The sequence below is a fragment of the Bacillus sp. COPE52 genome (assembly GCF_003355115.1).
GTDB lineage: Bacteria > Bacillota > Bacilli > Bacillales > Bacillaceae_G > Bacillus_A > Bacillus_A toyonensis.
Genome location: NZ_CP031292.1, coordinates 2,969,678 through 2,988,832, shown reverse-complemented (window position 1 = coordinate 2,988,832; position 19,155 = coordinate 2,969,678). Strand labels below are relative to the sequence as shown.

General features: G+C 33.7%; 21 protein-coding genes. 16 read left to right on the top strand and 5 right to left on the bottom strand.

The features are described from left to right. The first annotated feature begins 32 nt into the window (after positions 1 to 32). From DPQ31_RS14975 to DPQ31_RS14965, 3 genes are all read left to right on the top strand, one after another. Positions 33 to 704, top strand: coding sequence for a response regulator transcription factor (locus DPQ31_RS14975; protein ID WP_098711466.1), 672 nt, complete (start codon positions 33 to 35; stop codon positions 702 to 704). Continuing rightward, on the top strand, positions 701 to 1,690 hold the full coding sequence (locus DPQ31_RS14970; protein WP_098711467.1) for a sensor histidine kinase: 990 nt from the start codon (positions 701 to 703) through the stop codon (positions 1,688 to 1,690). The genes DPQ31_RS14975 and DPQ31_RS14970 overlap by 4 nt, the downstream gene beginning before the upstream one ends. Positions 1,691 to 1,759: 69 nt before the next feature. Next, complete coding sequence (locus DPQ31_RS14965) at positions 1,760 to 2,074, top strand: DUF3892 domain-containing protein (RefSeq protein WP_098711468.1); 315 nt, start codon at positions 1,760 to 1,762, stop codon at positions 2,072 to 2,074. A gap of 86 nt (positions 2,075 to 2,160) precedes the next feature. Here DPQ31_RS14965 and DPQ31_RS14960 read toward each other — a convergent pair whose 3' ends face one another. Continuing rightward, the gene (locus DPQ31_RS14960) at positions 2,161 to 2,601 is read right to left on the bottom strand and encodes a YaiI/YqxD family protein (protein ID WP_000708763.1); all 441 of its coding nucleotides are present in this window, start codon (positions 2,599 to 2,601) and stop codon (positions 2,161 to 2,163) included. 374 nt (positions 2,602 to 2,975) lie between these two features. Between DPQ31_RS14960 and DPQ31_RS14955 the strand changes: the two genes are divergently transcribed. After that, positions 2,976 to 3,569 carry a cupin domain-containing protein gene (locus DPQ31_RS14955; RefSeq protein WP_208730583.1) on the top strand — a complete coding sequence of 198 codons (594 nt, stop codon included), beginning with the start codon at positions 2,976 to 2,978 and terminating at the stop codon, positions 3,567 to 3,569. Positions 3,570 to 3,871: 302 nt separating this feature from the next. On the opposite strand, the gene DPQ31_RS14950 is transcribed toward DPQ31_RS14955, so the two are convergent. Beyond that, entirely contained in the window at positions 3,872 to 5,314 is a 1,443-nt protein-coding gene (locus DPQ31_RS14950; RefSeq protein WP_208730582.1) for a MocR-like pyridoxine biosynthesis transcription factor PdxR, read from the bottom strand. Positions 5,315 to 5,439: 125 nt separating this feature from the next. On the opposite strand from DPQ31_RS14950, the gene DPQ31_RS14945 reads away from it, so the two are divergent. Next, positions 5,440 to 6,351 carry a DMT family transporter gene (locus tag DPQ31_RS14945; RefSeq protein ID WP_085450340.1) on the top strand — a complete coding sequence of 304 codons (912 nt, stop codon included), beginning with the start codon at positions 5,440 to 5,442 and terminating at the stop codon, positions 6,349 to 6,351. A 34-nt stretch (positions 6,352 to 6,385) separates the two neighbouring features. On the opposite strand, the gene DPQ31_RS14940 is transcribed toward DPQ31_RS14945, so the two are convergent. Continuing rightward, complete coding sequence (locus tag DPQ31_RS14940; protein ID WP_098911275.1) at positions 6,386 to 6,838, bottom strand: NUDIX hydrolase; 453 nt, start codon at positions 6,836 to 6,838, stop codon at positions 6,386 to 6,388. Positions 6,839 to 6,935: 97 nt separating this feature from the next. Here DPQ31_RS14940 and DPQ31_RS14935 point away from each other — a divergent pair, with 97 nt between their 5' ends. Genes DPQ31_RS14935 through DPQ31_RS14920 form a run of 4 tightly spaced genes read left to right on the top strand, consistent with a single transcriptional unit; the run spans position 6,936 to position 9,728 of the window. Then, entirely contained in the window at positions 6,936 to 7,337 is a 402-nt protein-coding gene (locus DPQ31_RS14935) for a DUF3980 domain-containing protein (RefSeq protein ID WP_085450492.1), read from the top strand. Between the two features lie 17 nt (positions 7,338 to 7,354). Further along, a complete protein-coding gene (locus tag DPQ31_RS14930; RefSeq protein WP_001266061.1) occupies positions 7,355 to 7,825 on the top strand; it encodes a GNAT family N-acetyltransferase in 471 nt (156 codons plus the stop codon). Positions 7,826 to 7,872: 47 nt separating this feature from the next. Beyond that, positions 7,873 to 8,763, top strand: a complete 891-nt coding sequence (locus DPQ31_RS14925; protein ID WP_087970873.1) for an AraC family transcriptional regulator — start codon at positions 7,873 to 7,875, stop codon at positions 8,761 to 8,763. Between the two features lie 23 nt (positions 8,764 to 8,786). Continuing rightward, positions 8,787 to 9,728, top strand: a complete 942-nt coding sequence (locus DPQ31_RS14920) for a serine hydrolase domain-containing protein (RefSeq protein ID WP_000846448.1) — start codon at positions 8,787 to 8,789, stop codon at positions 9,726 to 9,728. 219 nt (positions 9,729 to 9,947) lie between these two features. Here the strand turns inward: DPQ31_RS14920 and DPQ31_RS14915 are convergent, their stop codons facing one another. Beyond that, positions 9,948 to 10,703 carry a CPBP family intramembrane glutamic endopeptidase gene (locus DPQ31_RS14915; RefSeq protein WP_085450339.1) on the bottom strand — a complete coding sequence of 252 codons (756 nt, stop codon included), beginning with the start codon at positions 10,701 to 10,703 and terminating at the stop codon, positions 9,948 to 9,950. Positions 10,704 to 10,932: 229 nt separating this feature from the next. Between DPQ31_RS14915 and DPQ31_RS14910 the strand changes: the two genes are divergently transcribed. Genes DPQ31_RS14910 through DPQ31_RS14900 form a run of 3 tightly spaced genes read left to right on the top strand, consistent with a single transcriptional unit; the run spans position 10,933 to position 12,988 of the window. Further along, positions 10,933 to 11,958: an SDR family oxidoreductase gene (locus DPQ31_RS14910; RefSeq protein WP_208730581.1), complete on the top strand. Its 1,026-nt coding sequence runs from the start codon at positions 10,933 to 10,935 to the stop codon at positions 11,956 to 11,958. Between the two features lie 30 nt (positions 11,959 to 11,988). After that, complete coding sequence (locus DPQ31_RS14905) at positions 11,989 to 12,525, top strand: hypothetical protein (RefSeq protein WP_098711474.1); 537 nt, start codon at positions 11,989 to 11,991, stop codon at positions 12,523 to 12,525. Positions 12,526 to 12,556: 31 nt separating this feature from the next. After that, positions 12,557 to 12,988: an SMI1/KNR4 family protein gene (locus tag DPQ31_RS14900; protein ID WP_000265757.1), complete on the top strand. Its 432-nt coding sequence runs from the start codon at positions 12,557 to 12,559 to the stop codon at positions 12,986 to 12,988. Positions 12,989 to 13,049: 61 nt separating this feature from the next. Here DPQ31_RS14900 and DPQ31_RS14895 read toward each other — a convergent pair whose 3' ends face one another. Beyond that, complete coding sequence (locus DPQ31_RS14895; RefSeq protein ID WP_000449135.1) at positions 13,050 to 13,841, bottom strand: DUF4240 domain-containing protein; 792 nt, start codon at positions 13,839 to 13,841, stop codon at positions 13,050 to 13,052. Between the two features lie 196 nt (positions 13,842 to 14,037). Between DPQ31_RS14895 and DPQ31_RS14890 the strand changes: the two genes are divergently transcribed. The 4 genes from DPQ31_RS14890 (at position 14,038) to DPQ31_RS14875 (ending at position 19,130) form a co-directional block, all read left to right on the top strand. Further along, positions 14,038 to 14,505, top strand: coding sequence for an NUDIX hydrolase (locus DPQ31_RS14890; RefSeq protein WP_199631328.1), 468 nt, complete (start codon positions 14,038 to 14,040; stop codon positions 14,503 to 14,505). A gap of 21 nt (positions 14,506 to 14,526) precedes the next feature. Then, positions 14,527 to 15,168: a hypothetical protein gene (locus tag DPQ31_RS14885; RefSeq protein WP_016091171.1), complete on the top strand. Its 642-nt coding sequence runs from the start codon at positions 14,527 to 14,529 to the stop codon at positions 15,166 to 15,168. A 269-nt stretch (positions 15,169 to 15,437) separates the two neighbouring features. After that, positions 15,438 to 16,796 carry an MFS transporter gene (locus tag DPQ31_RS14880; RefSeq protein ID WP_199633539.1) on the top strand — a complete coding sequence of 453 codons (1,359 nt, stop codon included), beginning with the start codon at positions 15,438 to 15,440 and terminating at the stop codon, positions 16,794 to 16,796. Positions 16,797 to 16,925: 129 nt separating this feature from the next. Beyond that, positions 16,926 to 19,130: a helix-turn-helix domain-containing protein gene (locus tag DPQ31_RS14875; protein WP_208730580.1), complete on the top strand. Its 2,205-nt coding sequence runs from the start codon at positions 16,926 to 16,928 to the stop codon at positions 19,128 to 19,130. Positions 19,131 to 19,155: the final 25 nt, after the last annotated feature.

The window sequence follows — 19,155 nt, the reverse complement described above, 5'->3', positions numbered from 1 at the left end:
TTGTTATTTTAGCGACGAAAGGTCTATACATAATGAAAGTATATAACATATTAATTGTTGAAGACGATTTGATTATAGGAGATTTATTACAAAAAATTTTGCAACGCGAGAAGTATAATGTGTATTGGGAGAAAGAGGGAAGGAAAGTTCTTGATGTAATTCATGACATAGATTTAGTCATAATGGATGTTATGTTACCAGGCGAAGATGGTTATCAAATTACAAAGAAAATAAAAAATCTAGGACTAAATATTCCAATTATATTTCTATCAGCTAGGAATGATATGGATAGTAAACTAAAAGGTTTGACTATTGGAGAAGAATACATGATAAAACCTTTTGATCCTAGAGAGTTGCTGTTAAGGATTCAGAAAATGTTAGATAATCAATATGGTACTTTCGCGCAAATTAACCATTTATTTATAGATGCAGAATATAAAAGAGTTTTCATAAATGGTTTGCGTGATGAAGTTGCTTTTACTGCAATTGAGCGTAAAATATTCTTCTATTTATATGAAAATAGAGATAGAATTCTAACAAAAGAACATTTCTTTGATTACTTATGGCAACTTGAAGATAGAAATCAAAATATCATGAACGTACATATAAAAAAAATTAGGGCCAAAATCGATGATAAAACAGGTGATATTATTCAAAATATTTATGGAGAAGGGTATAGACTAAATACCTATATGAAGAAATGAACTTAAAGAAAAAATATCAGTTACTACTATTCTCCGCTATTGTTAGCGTACCTCTGTTATTGTTGTCGATTAGTATTTTTGTATCAGTTATTTATAATGTTGCCTTTAAAACTAAAAATAAGAACATTCCTTTTCACGAATCCTTTGCATATCCTACTATGTTAATCATATTTTTATTATCACTATTAGTATTAGCTTTTGTATTTTCAAAATCGATAAACTCATTATTAAATAAAATTAATGTATTAAATCAAACGATTCGAGATTTAGCTAGTGATAAAAAAATCCCTAATATAATAGATGTCAAAAGTGATGATGAGATGGGAGAACTGATTAGGTCAGTAAACCTGCTTATAGAAAGAACAACTTATCGAGAATTAGAACTACAACAACAGGAACAAATAAAAAAAGAGCTATTAAATAAATTACGGCATGATATTAATACACCCTTAACTGCAGTTAGATTACAATTATATTATTTAGAAGGCGAATACGAAGCACAAGCGCCAGTACTTGAATCACTGTATGAGCAGATACAATATATAAGTGATTTAACTAACGAATTTAATATTCAATCTACAGAGACCTTAGAGAATACTTATATTGTGAATGATGAAGTGAATATACATAATTTAATAGAAAATATGATTAAAAAATGGAGCTATTTGTATAGCATTCATAAAATTGAATTAGTATATAATTCACAAGATAAAGAGTTGACATGGAATAGTAATGAGTTATGGATTCAAAGGCTATTTGATAACATTTTTCAAAATGTCCTTAAACATTCACAAGCTAAAAAACTTGAGATCCTCATAGACAATGATATTGTTTCCTTTAGAGATAACGGGGTTGGGTTTGATATGAATAGTAAAGGAACGGGACTCGGTTTGAAAAATATTGAAGATATATCAAAGATGTTCGATATAAAATACACTTTACAATCAAATAGTGAGGGGACTATGTTTTCATTTGAAAACACTTAAGTTTAAAACAAATTACATAAAACCAATACTTCCCAACCATACTAATAAAATGTGTTGGAGGTGAGTTTTATGGATAAAAAAGACTTTGAAAAAGTTTATAATGAATACTTACACCAAGGGGAAGAGCAAGCTCAATTAGAAGTAGCTCAGGAAGTTGATTCAGGAGCAGAACAAATTGTTGCCGTTCGTAAAAATGATGATGGGGATTTAATTGCCTTTAAAACAAGTAGCGGGAGAGAGTTAGATTATATTACTGCTCTTGATGAAGCAAAATCAGGAAAGCTAGCTCATGTGGACGTATTTCATAAGTATGGTAGAGATATTATACGTAGTGAACCGGATGGTCTAAAGGAAAATAACTTAGATAATTTACCATCATTTTAAACGGGTAAACTCCAAGAAGAGAATGTTCATTTTGATATTCTCTTCTTTTTTTTACAAAGCTTTCCCTACAAATAGAAGGTTCATTTCTAAAGTGAAATTATACTTTTAAAGAGCTCTCTAAATTTCTCTTTATCTTCTGCTGTAAATGGTTTTGGCCCCTTTGTGCGCTTGCCGCTTTTTCGAACCATTGCACTTAAATAACGTGTTTGTAACAATTGTTCAATGTTATCATTCGTATACTTATAGCCTTTATGGTGTAGAACGATACAGCCTTTTGCTAATGCAAGCGAAGCAAGACCATAATCTTGTGTTACGATTAAATCTTCTTTTTTTGCTAATTGCATAATTCGGTAATCTGCAGCATCTGCTCCGGAATCAACATATATTGTTTCCACACCTTTTGGTTGTTCCGCATTAGAATAATGAGAAAAGCTAGTAACGAGGGTTACAGGGATTTCTGCATTCGTAGCTTCAAAAATAATTACATCTTTTACAGGACAAGCATCTGCATCAACGTAAATTTTCATTATTATCACTCCTATAAATAGGTTCGTGTTGATAATAATGGTAGAATTAGGTTTTGTCAAACGAGTAATATCTTCCGCAATTTAATACGTATGTATTTTTATAAGATAAACGAATATTTCGAACTAAATAACGAATGTACTATAGATTTTAATAAGTGGTTATATGTAGTGATGTGAAAATTTCTTAATACGAAAGTATTAGGAAGTTTTATTTGAATTTCATTCTGCGGATTGATTTTTCATAGTGTTTATTTGGATAAGATAGTAATAGAATATAAATAAAATGTATTTTAAATTAGAAGATTATTTCATGTTATTGCTCTATGAAATGGTTTCAAAAGATAAGTAAGTCTGAAATTAATCAGGAGGGCCGAATGAGGAGTTTCGATTTATCACAAACAACTATTAATATATCAAAAAATGATCTTATTTATAAAACGAATGATGATAAGTATTGGGGGTATGAAGTGATTTTTCAATCGCAAGAAGGAATACCACCTCATAGTCATCCGTTTGGAGAAGATTGTGCCGTTGTGTTGTCAGGTCATTTGGATTATTATATTTCAAATGAAAAAATGATTCGTGCATCAAAAGGAGAGGTAGTGTTTGGATGGAAGAACCATATACATGGCTATAAAAATAATGAAACGGAACCACTGCATCTATTAATTTTCGTTGCGCCGAATAAAATCGGACTAGAATATTTACCCGATGATGATCCGAAAATTGTGCACGTACCGGAAGGAAAGCGAATGATGAAGCTTTCCGAATATCAAGTAGTACATTCTCCTTTTTCTTCTTTTGAAAGAATAAAAATAGATGGTGAATATTCAGAAGCATATAATGAGAATGGACTTATGTCATTTATTGATATTGAAAATAAACAAATATATATATTTGAGGGTGAGAATGCGGAGATAAAAACTTCAAATCCCATAGTATTTATTAAGTATACAGCTAGATTGTGAGAATGGAGAGTTGATTTTCTCTATTTATAATAAATGTGTAGTTAGGAATATGAAAGAGGACTATTAAGGATGGGCGGAAAGGTGAATGAATCATAATGAGTTACAATTTATAAGAATCATTCGTAGAAGTAGGGAAGAAAGATAGAGAAAAACGAAAAACCTGGAAAAGAAAGCCCCTGTATCAATCATCAGGAGCTTTCTTATAATTTAATTTTGGAATGAAGCTTCTTTTCATTGTTTTTTGCTAACTTATTATCTGGAGTTAATGAATAAAGAAGTTTTAAATGTATTAAAAAGTTATTTTATTTCCCGCAAACCAAAATAGCCTTCCGCAAACGAGAAATACCTTCCTCAATTTGATCAATATTCACTTTTCCATAAGATAAACGAATATAACCATCTTTCGCACCGAAAATACTACCTGGCATAAATGCGATTTCTTGTTTTAAACTTTGCATAATAAGTTGTTTTTCGTTTATCGGTTCGTTTAATTTTCCCCATATGTATATACCACCGGTCGGGTTTGAAAAAGAGATTTTATCGTGAAGTAGCTCGTTTAAGGCGCGAACGATAACGTCTCTTTTTTCTGCTAGTTGTTTTCGTAACGGTACGATATGAGACTGAAAAGGTACAGTTTCGAAAAATTGTTGCATAAGCCACTGCGGGAAAATACTCATACCTAATTCCATTTGGTGCCTTGCGTCGGATAACCTTTCTACTACAGACTGCGGGGCGACAAGCCAGCCGACTCGTAAACCTGGTGCAATCATTTTTGATAAAGAATGTACATAAATGACAGTTCCGTTTTCATCAATTGATTTTAAAGTAGGGCAAGGTTGTTTCTTTTCTAGCGTAAGTAAACTAGACGGATCATCTTCAACAATCGCAATTCGTAAGTCTGCGCAAAGTGATAACAGTTTTTTTCTACGGTTTGGATGCAGCATTGTGCCCGTAGGATTTTGGAAGTTTGGATTTAAAAAGATCATTTTAATACGATGCTTTCTATATAATTCTTGCACATCGTCTGGATTAATACCGTGTTCATCGACAGGTAACGGGAAAATACGAATACCTGCTGATTGGAATAACGGTAAGGAATAACAGTGTGAAGGGCTTTCGAAAGCGACCGCATCACCGGGGTTTAATAAACATTGAACGATAAGGTGAAGTGCTTGCTGTGCGCCGGATGTAATCATAATGGATTGCTCAGTCGCTTCAACTTTTAAATATTCCTTCATATATTTTACGACCGCTTGTCTTAGCGGGAGATACCCTTGCGGATGATCGTAACTTAATGAATGCGTTAACGGTTGTTCTCGTAAAATCGTTTGTAGTTGATCATGAGGATAGAGATTACAACCGAGTTCGCCGTTTGCAAAATCTATCATATTTTCATTTTGTTGTACTTCTGCCCGAATATGGCGAAGTAACGGTAAGTTTGGTAAAAACGTACCACCTTCTACGAAATTTCTCCAGTTTGGTGTTAATGTTGGAGAAACACCCCACATATGTGTACTTACACGTGTACCTTTACCAGTTGTACTTTCTACAATTCCCATAGCACGTAGTTCATTATAAGCAGTCGTTACTGTACTTCGGTTTACATTTAACTGTGTAGCTAATTTCCGTTCGGAAGGGAGGAAGCTACCTGGAGGAAGTTCTCCATATGTAATACGTTTTTCAATAAAGTCAACAACTTGCTGATAAATAGGGATTTTACTGTCGTTATCTAGCTTCCATTCCATAAAAAACGCCTCCGTATCTTTTCAATACATTAAGTATAGCAAATTGGCTGGGTAAAAAAACAGCCAATTGGACGGTGTTATATCCAGCCAATTTTACTATGCTAAATAGGGAAGGGGAGATTCGGATGAAACGATGGCAAATGGAATGGCTCCTAGTATCAGTAGCATTAGTATGGGGAGCAAATTATACAATTGGAAAGTATGGCGTGGCATTTATGTCATCCATTCAATTTAATAGTTTACGATTTTTAGTAGCATCACCGGTATTATTACTTATTACATTTTTTATGGAACGCTCATTACGTATTGAAAGAAAAGATTGGTTACGATTAGTAGCAGTCGGCATCGTTGGAACGACAATGTATCAAACGATGTTTATGTTATCTGTGAAATATACTTCAGCAACGAACGCCTCATTACTAATTGCAATGTCACCTATTTTTACAGGGATATTAGCAGTATTACACAAACAAGAACGTTTTTCGATGAAAGTACAAATTGGTTCAATAATAGCGTTTATTGGTGCAGCATTCGTTTTATTAACAGGGCATACAGGAGGAGCTACTTACGAGTATGCGTGGCTTGGAAATATAATTGGATTAGTAGCAGCAATAGCGTGGGGATGGTATCCAATTTTAGCACAACCTCTTATTACAAAATACTCTGCAATGAGAGTTACATCATGGTCTACATTAATTGGAATTGTACCTCTTGTTATATATTGTTTATTCAACGTAAACACATTAACGTGGCCAGTAGACATGCCAAGCTGGGGTTCACTAGCATATTCAATCATCTTTGCGACAATATTTGGACTAGCAATGTGGTATGTCGGTATTAGTCAAATCGGTTCAACGAAAGTAATGGTTTATATGTATCTCGTACCATTATTCGCAGTGATCTTTGCAGCTGTAACAATTGGAGAGCAAATCAATATGATGCAACTCGTTGGCGGACTTATAATCTTTGTGGGTTTATATGTTGTAAAAAAAGGCGGAATCAAAAAGCCAGCTCTCAATTTAAAAAAGGTAAGCTAACAATAAAAAATGATCTCTTTCATATAGAAGGAGATCATTTTTTGTTTCGTACTAAAAGCGCGTGTTCAACAGCCCAATTTTGATGATCATGAAGTAAATATTCTATAGCAAGTAGTGGAGGTAACCACTTTAAAACATGATCTTTTTCAGAGGTTTCAGTTTGTTTATGTACTATGTTCGCAATGTAAAAGAACCCATCGTTTAAATAATATGTCCCTTCTTTTTCTGCATAAAAATATCGCGCTGCATTACCGATATATTGATCAATTTCAATTGCCCATCCTAATTCCTCTAGTATTTCACGATGCAAACATTCTTCTTTTGTTTCATTACCTTCCATACCGCCACCTGGTAAAAAATAACGGTCTCCTTTTTCGATGATAGCTATTTTTGAGCAAGTATTGTTAAAAATAACCGCATAGCAACTCGGCCGTAATACATAATGAACGGTGGGATTTTTAGAACCAAATGTGAGTTTTGAAATCATAAAACACGATCTTTCTCTATAAAATACATAAAAGGGATAATAAGGTAAATGTTGAATTATATTTAAGATAATCCTTGGTGATTGGAGTGATATCAAAATGATAAATCGAAAATGTTCAAGGTGTAAAGAAATAACGGGTACAATACATGGTGGTAAAAAAATTAAGGAAGAATTTTTGTGTGAAGATTGTCTTCAAAAAGGAATTGCGAGTGGGGAAATCGAATTATCACAAGTGGAGAAAGAACAAACTTCGTATCTTTCTATAAAAATATTAAAAATAATGAGTGTTATTTATTTAATCGTATCTATTATAACAGCTTTTTCTGCTGGATCACTTATACAAGATCCAGGGTTTGGTGGCGTATCATTTTCAATATCAGGTGCGATTGGTATTATGATACTTGGATCGATATTCCAGTCGGTGCTTGTATTTTCTGGTATTTGGGTATTCATTCTATTAGTAGAAACGGTTATTAAAATATATGAAAAAATGAAGTGAGTGAGAGGGAGAAATACATGCGAGTAAGAAACATTCAAGGGGAAGATTATGTAAAGATTCATTCTGTATTAAATGATTGGTGGGGCGGGAGAGATATGGCTCATATGTTGCCAAAATTGTTCTTCATTCACTTTCAAGAAACGAGTTTTATCATTGAAGAAGAGGGAGAAACGTTAGGTTTCTTATGCGGATTCTTCTCACAAACGCATAAAGAGGAAGCGTACGTTCATTTTATCGGTGTCAATCCGAAGTATAGAAGAAGAGGAATTGCATCGACATTGTATTCTTATTTCTTTGATATTGCTCGTGCAAATAACCGTAAAGTTGTAAAAGCAATCACATCACCAGTTAATAAAAAATCGATACAATTTCATCAAGAAATTGGCTTTCGAATTGAGGCTGGGGATGATGAAATAGAAGGTGTATCCGTACATACAAATTATGACGGGAATGGCGGGAGTAGAGTTTTATTTTTAAAAAATGTATAAAGTGGGCTAACATGAAGTTAGCCTTTTTGTTGTGAGGAGGCAAGGATATGGAGAGTTCTCAAAGTAGAAATGAGTACATAAGACGCATATATAAAGTGCAAGATTATATAGAATCAAACATAAATGATTCACTTTCAATTGAAGAGTTAGCCAATGTAGCAGGATTTTCAAAGTTTCATTTTCATAGAATTTTTAAAGGGATAGTAGATGAGCCTTTATCTCGGTATGTAAACCGATTGAAACTAGAAAGGGCAACTCACCTTATTACATATCGTCCGGATATGACGATTACAGACATTGCGTATCACTTCGGGTTCACAGATTCAGCTGTTTTCTCCCGTACATTTAAAAATTATTACGGAGTAAGTCCGTCTCAATATCGAAACTACAATAGCAAGAATTGCAAAGACGTAAGTGAACCTTCTCAATACAATGAATGTAAGAAGGTTCGGGGAAATGTTGAAATTGTAACAGCGGACGATAGAAATGTCGCATACATAAGACATATCGGTACATATGAAGAGTTAGCTATAGCTTTTCCGAAAATGATAGAGAAATTATTTCGTTATGCAACGGAGCAAAACTATCATATATTTGGGGATACGAAAGTATTAACCATTTACCACGATCATCATGAATTTACTGAGGACTATCATTTAAGAACAAGTTTATGTATAACAATTCCCGATGAATCCGCAGTAGGAACGAGTGATATTGGAATAATGGTAATACCTTCAGGAAAATATGCGGTAGGCCATTTTGAAATACGTCAAAATGAATATAAAGGTGCATGGGATTTTTTATACGGCGAATGGCTCCCAAATAGCGGATATAAGCCGAGAGATTCGTATCCTTTTGAAGTGTATAGAAATGATCCAAGAAAGCATCCAGAACATAAACATATAGTGGATATATATGTACCGATCGAACCTTTTTAATCATAGATTAAGGGGGAAGAATAATGAAAACTTTTGAAGAGTTGGATTACAAGATAAAAGAAGACTATAAAAATATAAACGGTATGTTAGTAGTGCAGAAGGATAACATTATTTTTGAAAAATATTATAACGGCCACGGTCCAGATGATGCATTTCATGTAGCATCTGTCACAAAAACGATAATCTCTGCGCTAATTGGGATATGTATAGGTAAGGGCTATATAAAAAGCGTTAATCAAAAAGTAATAGAGTTTTTCCCTGAATATAAACTTAAGGCATCTGAAGTAACAGTGCGACACCTACTTACAATGACAGCACCATACCCTTTTACAGATTGGCAGGAACCGTTAGAAGAACTATGTACACAACAGAATTGGGTACAGTATACACTTAATAGAATGGGGCACGGCGGAGAAATTGGATCTTTTAAATATTCATCTGCAGGAGCACATGTACTATCAGCAATTATTTCGAGTGCAACAGGGAAAAGTGCGCGTGAATTTGCGAATGAACAGCTATTTCAGCTACTCGGTATGAGAGAAATTCCAAACTACAATATGAAAGCATTTGGATTCGATGACTTATTCGGAAAAGATGTAAAAGGATGGGTTCACGATCCAAATGGTATTTCGACGGGCGGCTGGGGACTTACGCTAACAGTTAAAGATATGGCTAAGTTTGGACAATTGTATTTGAACGAAGGCATTCATAATGAAAAGCGAATCATTTCAAAATCATGGGTAAAAGAATCAACGGTGATGAATCCAAATCAATATGGGTACTTATGGTGGTTACGAGAAGAAAATGGAAGCTTTTCATACTGCGCAATGGGCGATGGTGGGAATATGGTTTGTTGTATTCCAGAGAGAGAATTGGTAGTGGTGATTGCTTCTGAGGTTATACCAAATGCGGTGGATAAATGGGAGTTAATTAAAGAGTGCATACTTCCTTATTTAAAAGATTAATGTGGTTAATTTTGGAAATGAGAATTAAAGGGTTTAGTTAAATTTGCTTTGTTTTTCATGATAGAAAAAAGTGTTGTGATAACAAAGTTGTACAACTAAGGTTATAAAACTTCAACACCTATACGATTTTTAAATAATTGCAAGGTGTTGAAGTACTTCATAATCTATTAAAGGTACTTTCAAATAAAAGCGGAAACACCTTTTTTCTTTGCTTTTTAACTATTTTCTAACTTTGTGATGTATAAGATACATCATGCCGAGTATGATTGCTAGTATTATAAATTTAATTAATTCTATTAGGCTGGCATCCCATTTGTTTTGCGCTACATCTGCTAAATAAAATACATTAAACATACCATGTAAAATTGCGGGTGATATTGCAGAACCACCATATTCTCTCGTGTACGTCAAAATTAAAGACAATATAAATAATAAAGAGAGATAACTTAATATTCCTACAAACTGAAACTCATAATTTTTATAAAAGATAGCTACTGGTAAATGCCATGAAGACCAAAGCGAAGCTATAATAATAGCTGTTTGCATGAATGAATATTTTTTTCGTAAATAGTAATGAAAATTCCCTCGCCATATAATTTCTTCTAATAATGCAGATAAAGATCCAATTGTAAGACCAACGAGCAAGAGAAATCCTAATTCATTCCAATCATGATATAAGAACTTTATATCATAAATATGAAAATAAAAATGGAGACATAGTCCTAGAAGTAGTGGAAATAATATGGAGAAAATTAGTGTTTTTATTTTTGGACGTGAAATTCCAAATGTATGAACTATTTTTTGTTTCTTAAATAATTTTTGATATAAAATAACTGCTAAAAGCGGAAGAACCATTGTAAACCCCAAATAATTACGACCATTTTCTATGTTCAGCAAGATGATATATACAAGTGATGTGAGAAAATAAATACATAATGTTGAATGATAAACTATGTGTTTATTAATATTTTTCACCTGCCTAAGTATGTATAAGTGGTTAATCGAATATCCGATATTTTAATTATATATGAAATGGAAATCGACAGAATTAATATTTTCATATTATTGCTTTTAAAAATAGGAAAAGTGTCGAAATTACATATATTGAACTTGTAGAAAACAATTAAACTATCCCCCGTAACTTTTCACAACAAAAAATCGTTAAACAAAAGAATAGATTTTTAATCATGAATGGGGGAGAACCATGAAAATTCTAATACTAGGCGGTACACGATTTTTAGGAAGAGCATTTGTAGAAGAGGCGTTGAAAAGAGGGCATGAAGTTACATTATTTAATCGCGGATCAAATAAAGAACTATTTCCTGAAGTGAAAAAGTTAATCGGTGACAGAAATAACGATGTATCAAGTTTAGAAAATCGAAAATGGGACGTTGTCATAGATACATGTGGATTTTCTCCGCACCATATTCGGAATGTTGGCGAAGTATTACAAGATAATGTAAAGCAATATATATTCATCTCAAGCCTTTCCGTATATAAAGATTGGATTCCCCATCATATAAAAGAAGACTATATATTACAACCTGAACCAACAAGTGATCGGATAAAAGCTGTAGAGAATGGTGAAATATCGCCTTATGAGCATTATGGTGCGCTAAAGGTATTATGTGAAAAAGAAGCAGAGAAGTATTGGGCGGGGCGTGTTTTACATGTAAGAGCAGGACTTCTTTCGGGAACGTTTGATTATACAGATCGCCTTCCATACTGGGTTCAGCGTGTAGCAAAGGGCGGGAAAGTGTTAGTACCAGGAAGAAAAGATCGTCCAGTGCAATTAGTTGATATAAAAGACGTCGCAAGCTTTGGACTAAACATGGCAGAAAATAATAAAGCCGGTACATTCAATATAACAGGTCCAAATGATGAATTGACGATGGAAGAGCTATTAAATACGTGTAAAAGGGTTACGAATAGTGATGCTGAATTCGTTTGGGTCGATGAATCATTTATGAAGGAACATAAAGCACAGCCTTGGACAGAGATGCCTTTATGGCTTCCGGAAACTTTTCCATTAGAAGGGGAAACGAAGCCGTGGAAAGGTGGATTTTCTATTAGTATTGAGAATGCTGTTAAAGCAGGGCTTACTTTTAGAAGATTAGAAGATACTGTTACAGATGTGTATGACTGGGTGAATGAAATGAAAGAGAGGGGATTAAAGGCAGGTATTTCAGTTGAAAGGGAGAAAGAATTATTAGAAAAGTGGAATGGATAGTTTTTATAGATAATAGGAATGGAGAGAAATATGATACGTCAATTAAAAAAGGTTAGAAAAAGGACAATAATTTCAACAGTTATAATGCTCTTGCTAACGGTCATTCTCGTAAGAAATAGTACGTGGTATATCTCTCATTCCTTTTCTTCTGAATTTTTTCAATTGCCGATGCCTTTGGATAGTAAGCTAATTAAAGATTATGAAGCAGATGAGAAGAATTGGATTGAATTAGCAAATGGCGGATATTGGGAAGTAGTAGCGAATCGTGTTATAGAAACGAAGCAATCGAAGGCAGAAGTAATCTCATTCTATCAAAAAAAAGGGAAGTTAAAGTATCCAAATTCTAACGAGGCTGGTGTAGAAATTCAGCTCTATTTTTTAGATGATAGTACAGTAGTAGAAACCGAAAAGGGGAATTATTACCGAGATAAGATAGGAGATACTCGTTATGTAAATGAATATGATATTAGAGATAAAAAGAAGGAAAAACAACCTAGTGATCCAGAGATAATAACATATATAATCCAAGTACATACCCAATTTGATTATTGGTATAAACTTGATTGAACATGAAGGACTATAGGAAGGATAAAAGGTTATGTGGAAAAATATCATTCGAAGTATTTCTTTAAACTTAAGTATGAAAAACCCAGCAACGAAGGATGAACTTGCTGATATACAAAAATGGTTACACGTGGAGTTACCTAATGAGTTATATCAATTATTACAGGAAACAAACGGTATAGAAGGTGAGTACGGGGACTTTATATGGTCTGCTTCAAAAATTAAAACTGAAAATATGAATATGAGAAATATAGTGGATTTTAAAGATTTATATATGCCTTTTGACTGTTTATTATTTTTTGCTGATGGCGGAAATGGTGATTTGTTTGGCTATTCTATTTTGAATGGAATGGTACAAAGAGATGATATATATGTGTGGAATCATGAAAATGATAGTAGAACGTGGATTGCTCCTTCTTTAAAGCCTTTTATGGAGTGGTGGGAGAGTGGGAAGATAACAATTTAAACATAGTATCAATAAAAAACGCCTTGTTACTAAAAAAACAAGGCGTTTTTCGTATGTAAATCTACCACTCAATCGGTTCTTCTCCGTACAGTTCCCACAGCTTAGGAAACATCTTTTTCAGACTTTCTTCGTCATCTTGATCCCAGTCGAATTCAATGTCGTCATTATGAGCTCTTTCATCAGTTAGTACATGGTAAAGTGTAAAGTAAGTATCTTCTTCATCTCCAGTTTTTTCTGCATATACAGTGAAACCGAAATATAGAGAAAGTTCTTCAATGTTTGGTACGTCATACTCACTCAAATTTTCTAATACATGTATTAACCGTTCTGGATCTTCAATACACGCTTCGTAAGTTTCTTTTCCTTGATATAATAACCACCCGCGGAAATAATCAAAACAATCATCCGAACAACCGCCTAAAATAATATAGGCTGCTGCCCATAAGCGAGATGTATAGGAAGCTTTTAATATATGATGCATATGTGTATCAAAAGCAACAATTTCATGTACTGTACGCTTAGAGAGATGAGAAGTAAGCCATTCTATTTGTTCTTCCTGGTCTTCACCTTTCGTTTTAGCGCGAGCGAGTAGCCCCCAAAATTCTTCTTCTGTTATCGTTTTTTCTTTTATATAATCTTCCCCAGGGCACGGGTCTGTATATCCTTTTTTACGTTTGGAAGCAACTAGTTTGTTAGCTTCTTTTATGCACTCTTCTTCTGTTTCAAACTCTTTCGCTTTCACGCTACCAGCTGTGCCAATTTTCCCGTAAAACACAACGTAGTCGCTTTCTTTCACAACGATTTTCCAAAACTTATTTGATTTCTCAGTTTGCTGGATTAATAACGTTTCCATTCGTACCCCCATCATATTTTTCTAGTATGCAATGTGATTGTAACATATGTATATACACTTGTAATGATGAAAAATAAGCGTTTGGAAAATTCGAAAATGATTGAATGAAGTGGATAAATTTAGTAACCTTATCTTTACAGTAATTACATAATTGTTTTGCAATAATTCGATATTTAATAAATAGGGGGAATTCGGGATGGACCTTACGTTTAAAGTAGAGGAAACATGTTTTAATTACCGAGTTGGAGCAATTTGTAAACATGATAATAAAATACTCATTCTGCAAGGTGACGGTGAAGATTTTTGGTACGTACCGGGTGGACGCGTGAAAATGCTAGAAAATAGTGAAGATGCGTTAAAACGAGAGCTTGCTGAAGAACTAGCTGTTCCAATTGAAGTAAAGAGATTAATATGGTCAGTAGAAAATTTCTTTACACTTTCTGAGCGAAAGCTCCATGAAATTAGTTTTTACTATGAAGTAGAGCTGAAAGAATTACCTGCAAATGGGGCAGATCAATATATTCTGAATGAAGAGGATAGAACATATATGTTTAAGTGGGTGCCGGTAGAAGAGTTACATGCATATAACTTACAGCCAGCGTTTATAAAAGATAAAGTAAAGGATGTATCAGTTCATACAGAACATATCGTTTTACAAAAGTAAATGTATTCGGAGGGGAAAAGAGTGAAGGGGACTAAAAAAGAGATACATATAGATGATAAAGTTATTCGTTACACACATATCGAAAAAGCTTCTAATGCAATCTGTTTTATGTTCTCAGGTTCAGGCTACAATTATGACAAGCCGTTATTTTATTATGCAACGATGCTTATGCTTGAAAATAAAATAGATGTAGTACATATTCATTATTCCTACGATGGACAATTATTGGAAAAACCAATGGAAGAAATAACGAAAGTAATGATGGATGATATAAATCCCGTAATAATTGAAGTGTTAAGAAGTGGGCAATATAGCAATTCAATGTTTTTAGGAAAGTCACTCGGAACAATTCCAATTGCAAATGATTTAATGAAGAGAGAAGAATTTTCACAGTCAAAAATGGTACTACTTACACCTTTACTAACTTTTGATTTCGTTTTTGATTCTATTTTACATAGTCGTCACGAAGGGCTTTTAGTAATTGGGGATAAAGATCACCAATACAATGCGGAGCAAATTGATCAGTTACAAAAAACGAATTTAAAGATTGCTATTGTTAAAAATGCAAATCATTCTGTAAATGTTGGCGAATTTGAAACAGAAAATACAATTACAGCGATAGCGAAAATAATAGGAAAACTGGAAGAAACAATTACAGTTTGAATGAGTAATATACATGAAAAAGAGGTGCTTATTGCGCCTCTTTTTTTATGTTCAAGCTTTAATTCCTATGAAGCAACGCCCGCATTAAAGAGGAATATTACTTTTCTATTTCCTATAAAAAACGGATAACAATTTTTAATAGTAGTTATTACAATTTAAATACGGAAAATTCAGAAATATTTTTAGGAACTTAAGAGGAGGCAATTGAAAGCGTTTACCGATATTGAAATACAAGAAAGGGAAAATTCCCATATAAGGAGGCTATTAAGATGAAATCGATTAACCCGATGAATGTGATAGACGAGAGTCGTATTCATTCCATGCATATTTGGTTAATATTTTGGTTATTTATCGTAATTGCATTTGATGGATATGATGCTGTTATTTATGGGGCAACAGTACCTTCGCTCATTAAGGAGTGGGGAATAACAGATGTTACAGCAGGGGCAATTGGTAGTTATGCAGCTATAGGAACAGCAATTGGAGCTGCTTTTTTTGGTTTATTAGCTGATAAAATAGGTCGTAAAAATATCATAATAGTAACTACAATCTTATTTAGTCTATTTACCTGTTTAGCTGGTTTTGCGAACGGTCCTGTAGTGTTTGCGATTTTCCGTGTTATCGCAGGTATAGGGCTTGGTGGAGTTATGCCGAATGTAATTGCTATAGCAACAGAATTCTCACCGAAACGAGCTCGAACTGCTATCGTATCTTTTGTTTTTTGCGGATATTCAATTGGAGCAATGGCAGCGGCGCTTACAAGTCGTTCCCTTCTTACTACAGCAGGATGGGAGCCTGTTTTTTGGTTAGCGGGAATTCCATTGTTATTTATCCCGTTTTTAATGAAAAGTATTCCTGAGTCTGTTAGTTTCCTATTAATGAAAGGAAAAATAGAAGAAGCTAAAAAAGTAATAGCGAAGATAAATCCACAATTAAGTAAAGATGTGACAATTGAATTTATAAAATCACCAACTAAAGAAGCTGGATCTCCTGTAGTTAAATTATTTGAGGAGAAGCGCGCCGTAAGTACAATTATGTTTTGGATTTCATGTTTTAGTGCTTTCGTACTCATTTATTCTATGAGTACATGGTTACCAAGGCTTATGATGCAGTCAGGATACGATCTCAAATCAAGTCTCACATTTACAGCTGTCATGCAAATTGGAGCTATTATTGGAACACTCATATTCGGTCCAATAGTAGATAAAATCGGATTTAAAAAAGTACTTGTCCCATTATTTTTCTGTGGAGCAATTGCGTTATCACTCATCGGATTTGTAAATAATATGTTTATTGGATTTTTGTTAATTTCAGTCATTGGTGCTTCTTCTGTCGGACTACAAAATATGTCAAATGCATTTGTTTCTCAATATTATCCTAGTAATATGCGCTCAACAGCGGTAGGAAGTACAATGGCTTTTGGGCGTCTTGGAGGTGTGGTAGCTCCAACTTTGGTAGGTATTCTTCTTTCCATGCATTTATTGCCTCAATATAATTTTGCAGCAATTGCGACTGCTGCTGTAATTGGTGGCATAGCATTGATATTTGTTAAAGAAGAACATGGAATTTATTATAAAGAGAAAAAAGAAATCGCTAGTGGAAATAACAATGTAACGACAGCCAAATAGTGAATAATCAATCCCGGGGATATATTTCTTCGGGATTCGTATTTGTTTAGTTAATAGTTAGAATATTTACTTTTCTTTTGTATAACGTTTCTTATACAATAGAGAGAAAAGGTGAAAGGGGGATGGGGCGTGTCTAGTAATAAGAGAGAGAGATTAATGAAAAGAATAGAATATCATTTGCGAAATACATCACGCCAGCTTATTAAAATCGATACGGAAGAAGAGGCGCTTCAGTATTTAACTCATTCCTTTTGTGCAGAATTACATTGTGATTTCGTCGCTGTAATTTTTAATGAAGGTGGACAGTTTTTACCAAAAGCTTGGAGTGGTAATTTAACTTCTTTAGCTTCAGCGTTTCCACTTCATTCTGATGAATGTTCCTCCAAACTACAATATCAAAGCATGACAGATCAAACGGCAGATTTACCAGAAGTGTGTCTTCTATCTGAAACATTGAAAAGTGCTGGGGTAGAGACTTGGTTCACTGTCCCATTAAAAGATGATATCCAGCATTTTGGTTTTTGTGTTGTTGCATTTTCAAGTTACGTTCCACTTTTAGATATGGAAATATCATTTGAAGAGTTTGGAAGAGATATAGCAGTGGCGATTGCTGTGGCTAGACAAAAAGAATCGCAGTTGAAAAAGATTGAAGGTTTTGGATGGATTAGTAAAAACCTGTCGTTAGATGTTCCGTTAGAAAAGCATGTTTATGAGGTAACTTCTAAAGCCGGAAATGAAACAAATTCGAATTTTGCATGTGTTTATTTATATAACGAGACTGAAAACTGTTTTGTTTTTCAAGCACCTGCATATGGAGAAATGAGAAAGCCATACAAAATTATGGTTGAGGATAAATATGTATTAAAAGAACACTTTCCATTTTTTGAAACGATTGGTGGTGAACAGTATACTGCTCCAATCATTATTGATATGAAACCAATTGGAGTATTACATATTGAAAAGGAATGCGAAGGGTTTTTTACGGAGGCAGATTCAAAATCACTTGAAATGATTGCAAATCATTTAGCAACCATACTAGATAATGCAAGGTTATATAATGGTGAGAAAGAACATAAGCAACGTCTTCATTTTCTATTAGATTATCAGCAAGCTTTATTAAAAGAAACGGTCGATGATAATAATTTTGAAGGTATTACAACAATGCTCGGTAGTTTATTTCAAGATACAGTGTTTATTTTTGATAGATTTATGCAACCAATAGCATTTCATGATGAAAAGGATAGTCGCTTAGCGGAACAATTAGCTGAATTAACAAGAGAAGAACGTAAAAAGAAAAGATTTACTGATACGTTCCAAATTCATGATCCGAATAATAGTGATTATTGTTTTTCATTTTGGATTATTAATGGGGGCGGTAACTTTTTAGGATATTTAGCAGTACGAAGAGCGAATGGGGGGATGGATGAATTTGATCAATTAACGGTCGATTTAGCCCGAAATATATGCTCCATCCAGTTTATTAAACAAAAACTCGTTCTAGATACGAAAGAACAGATGAAAGACAGCTTTATTAGTAAATTATTAACTGAAAAAATTGAGGACCGAGATAATATTTTGCAATATGCTAACTTATATCAATGGAATCTTTTCAAAAAACATCGAGTGGCGGTATTATCAATTTCACTCGATGAGAACGAATTAAAGAAAGGAAACCTACTCGAACAACAAGCGAAAAAGTCACTTATATGGGATTTGATTAAGACGCGTCTTCCAGAACTAGGGACAGGCATTTTAGCAGTATCCCATAATGATGAACAACTGTTAATTGTTCCAATTGAAACTCAGAAAAAGGGCACGGATACATTTTGGGAATCGATGTTTTATAGCATAAAGAAATGGATTGGCTCATCACCTATAGGTTGTCGTGTTTTATTAGGGATTGGCGGTGTTACAAAACAGTTGGAAGATTATTATACTAGTTATCAGCAAGCTATACAGACTTTAAATATTTTAGATAGTCGCTTTCGTAAACAAGGATTTGCATTATTTGAAGGGCTTGGATCGTATGCTATTTTACATCATTTAAACCATTCAACCGCTGTAGATCTTTTTGTAAAGAAACAAATTGGTCCACTAATTCAATATTCAGAAGGAAAGAATATTGATTTATATAACACATTACATGTATTCTTACAAAACAATGGAAATGTAAAAAGTGCTGCAGAAGAACTTTTTATTCATAGAAGTTCTCTTTTGTACAGGTTAGAAAAAATTGAATTGCTCATTTCAGTCGATTTAAATGATGCAGAAGTGAGATTTAATTTAATGATGGCGCTCAAACTTTATGATATGTATGGAGAAGTAGTAGGGTAATAGAAGTTTATATTTTCAGTGATGT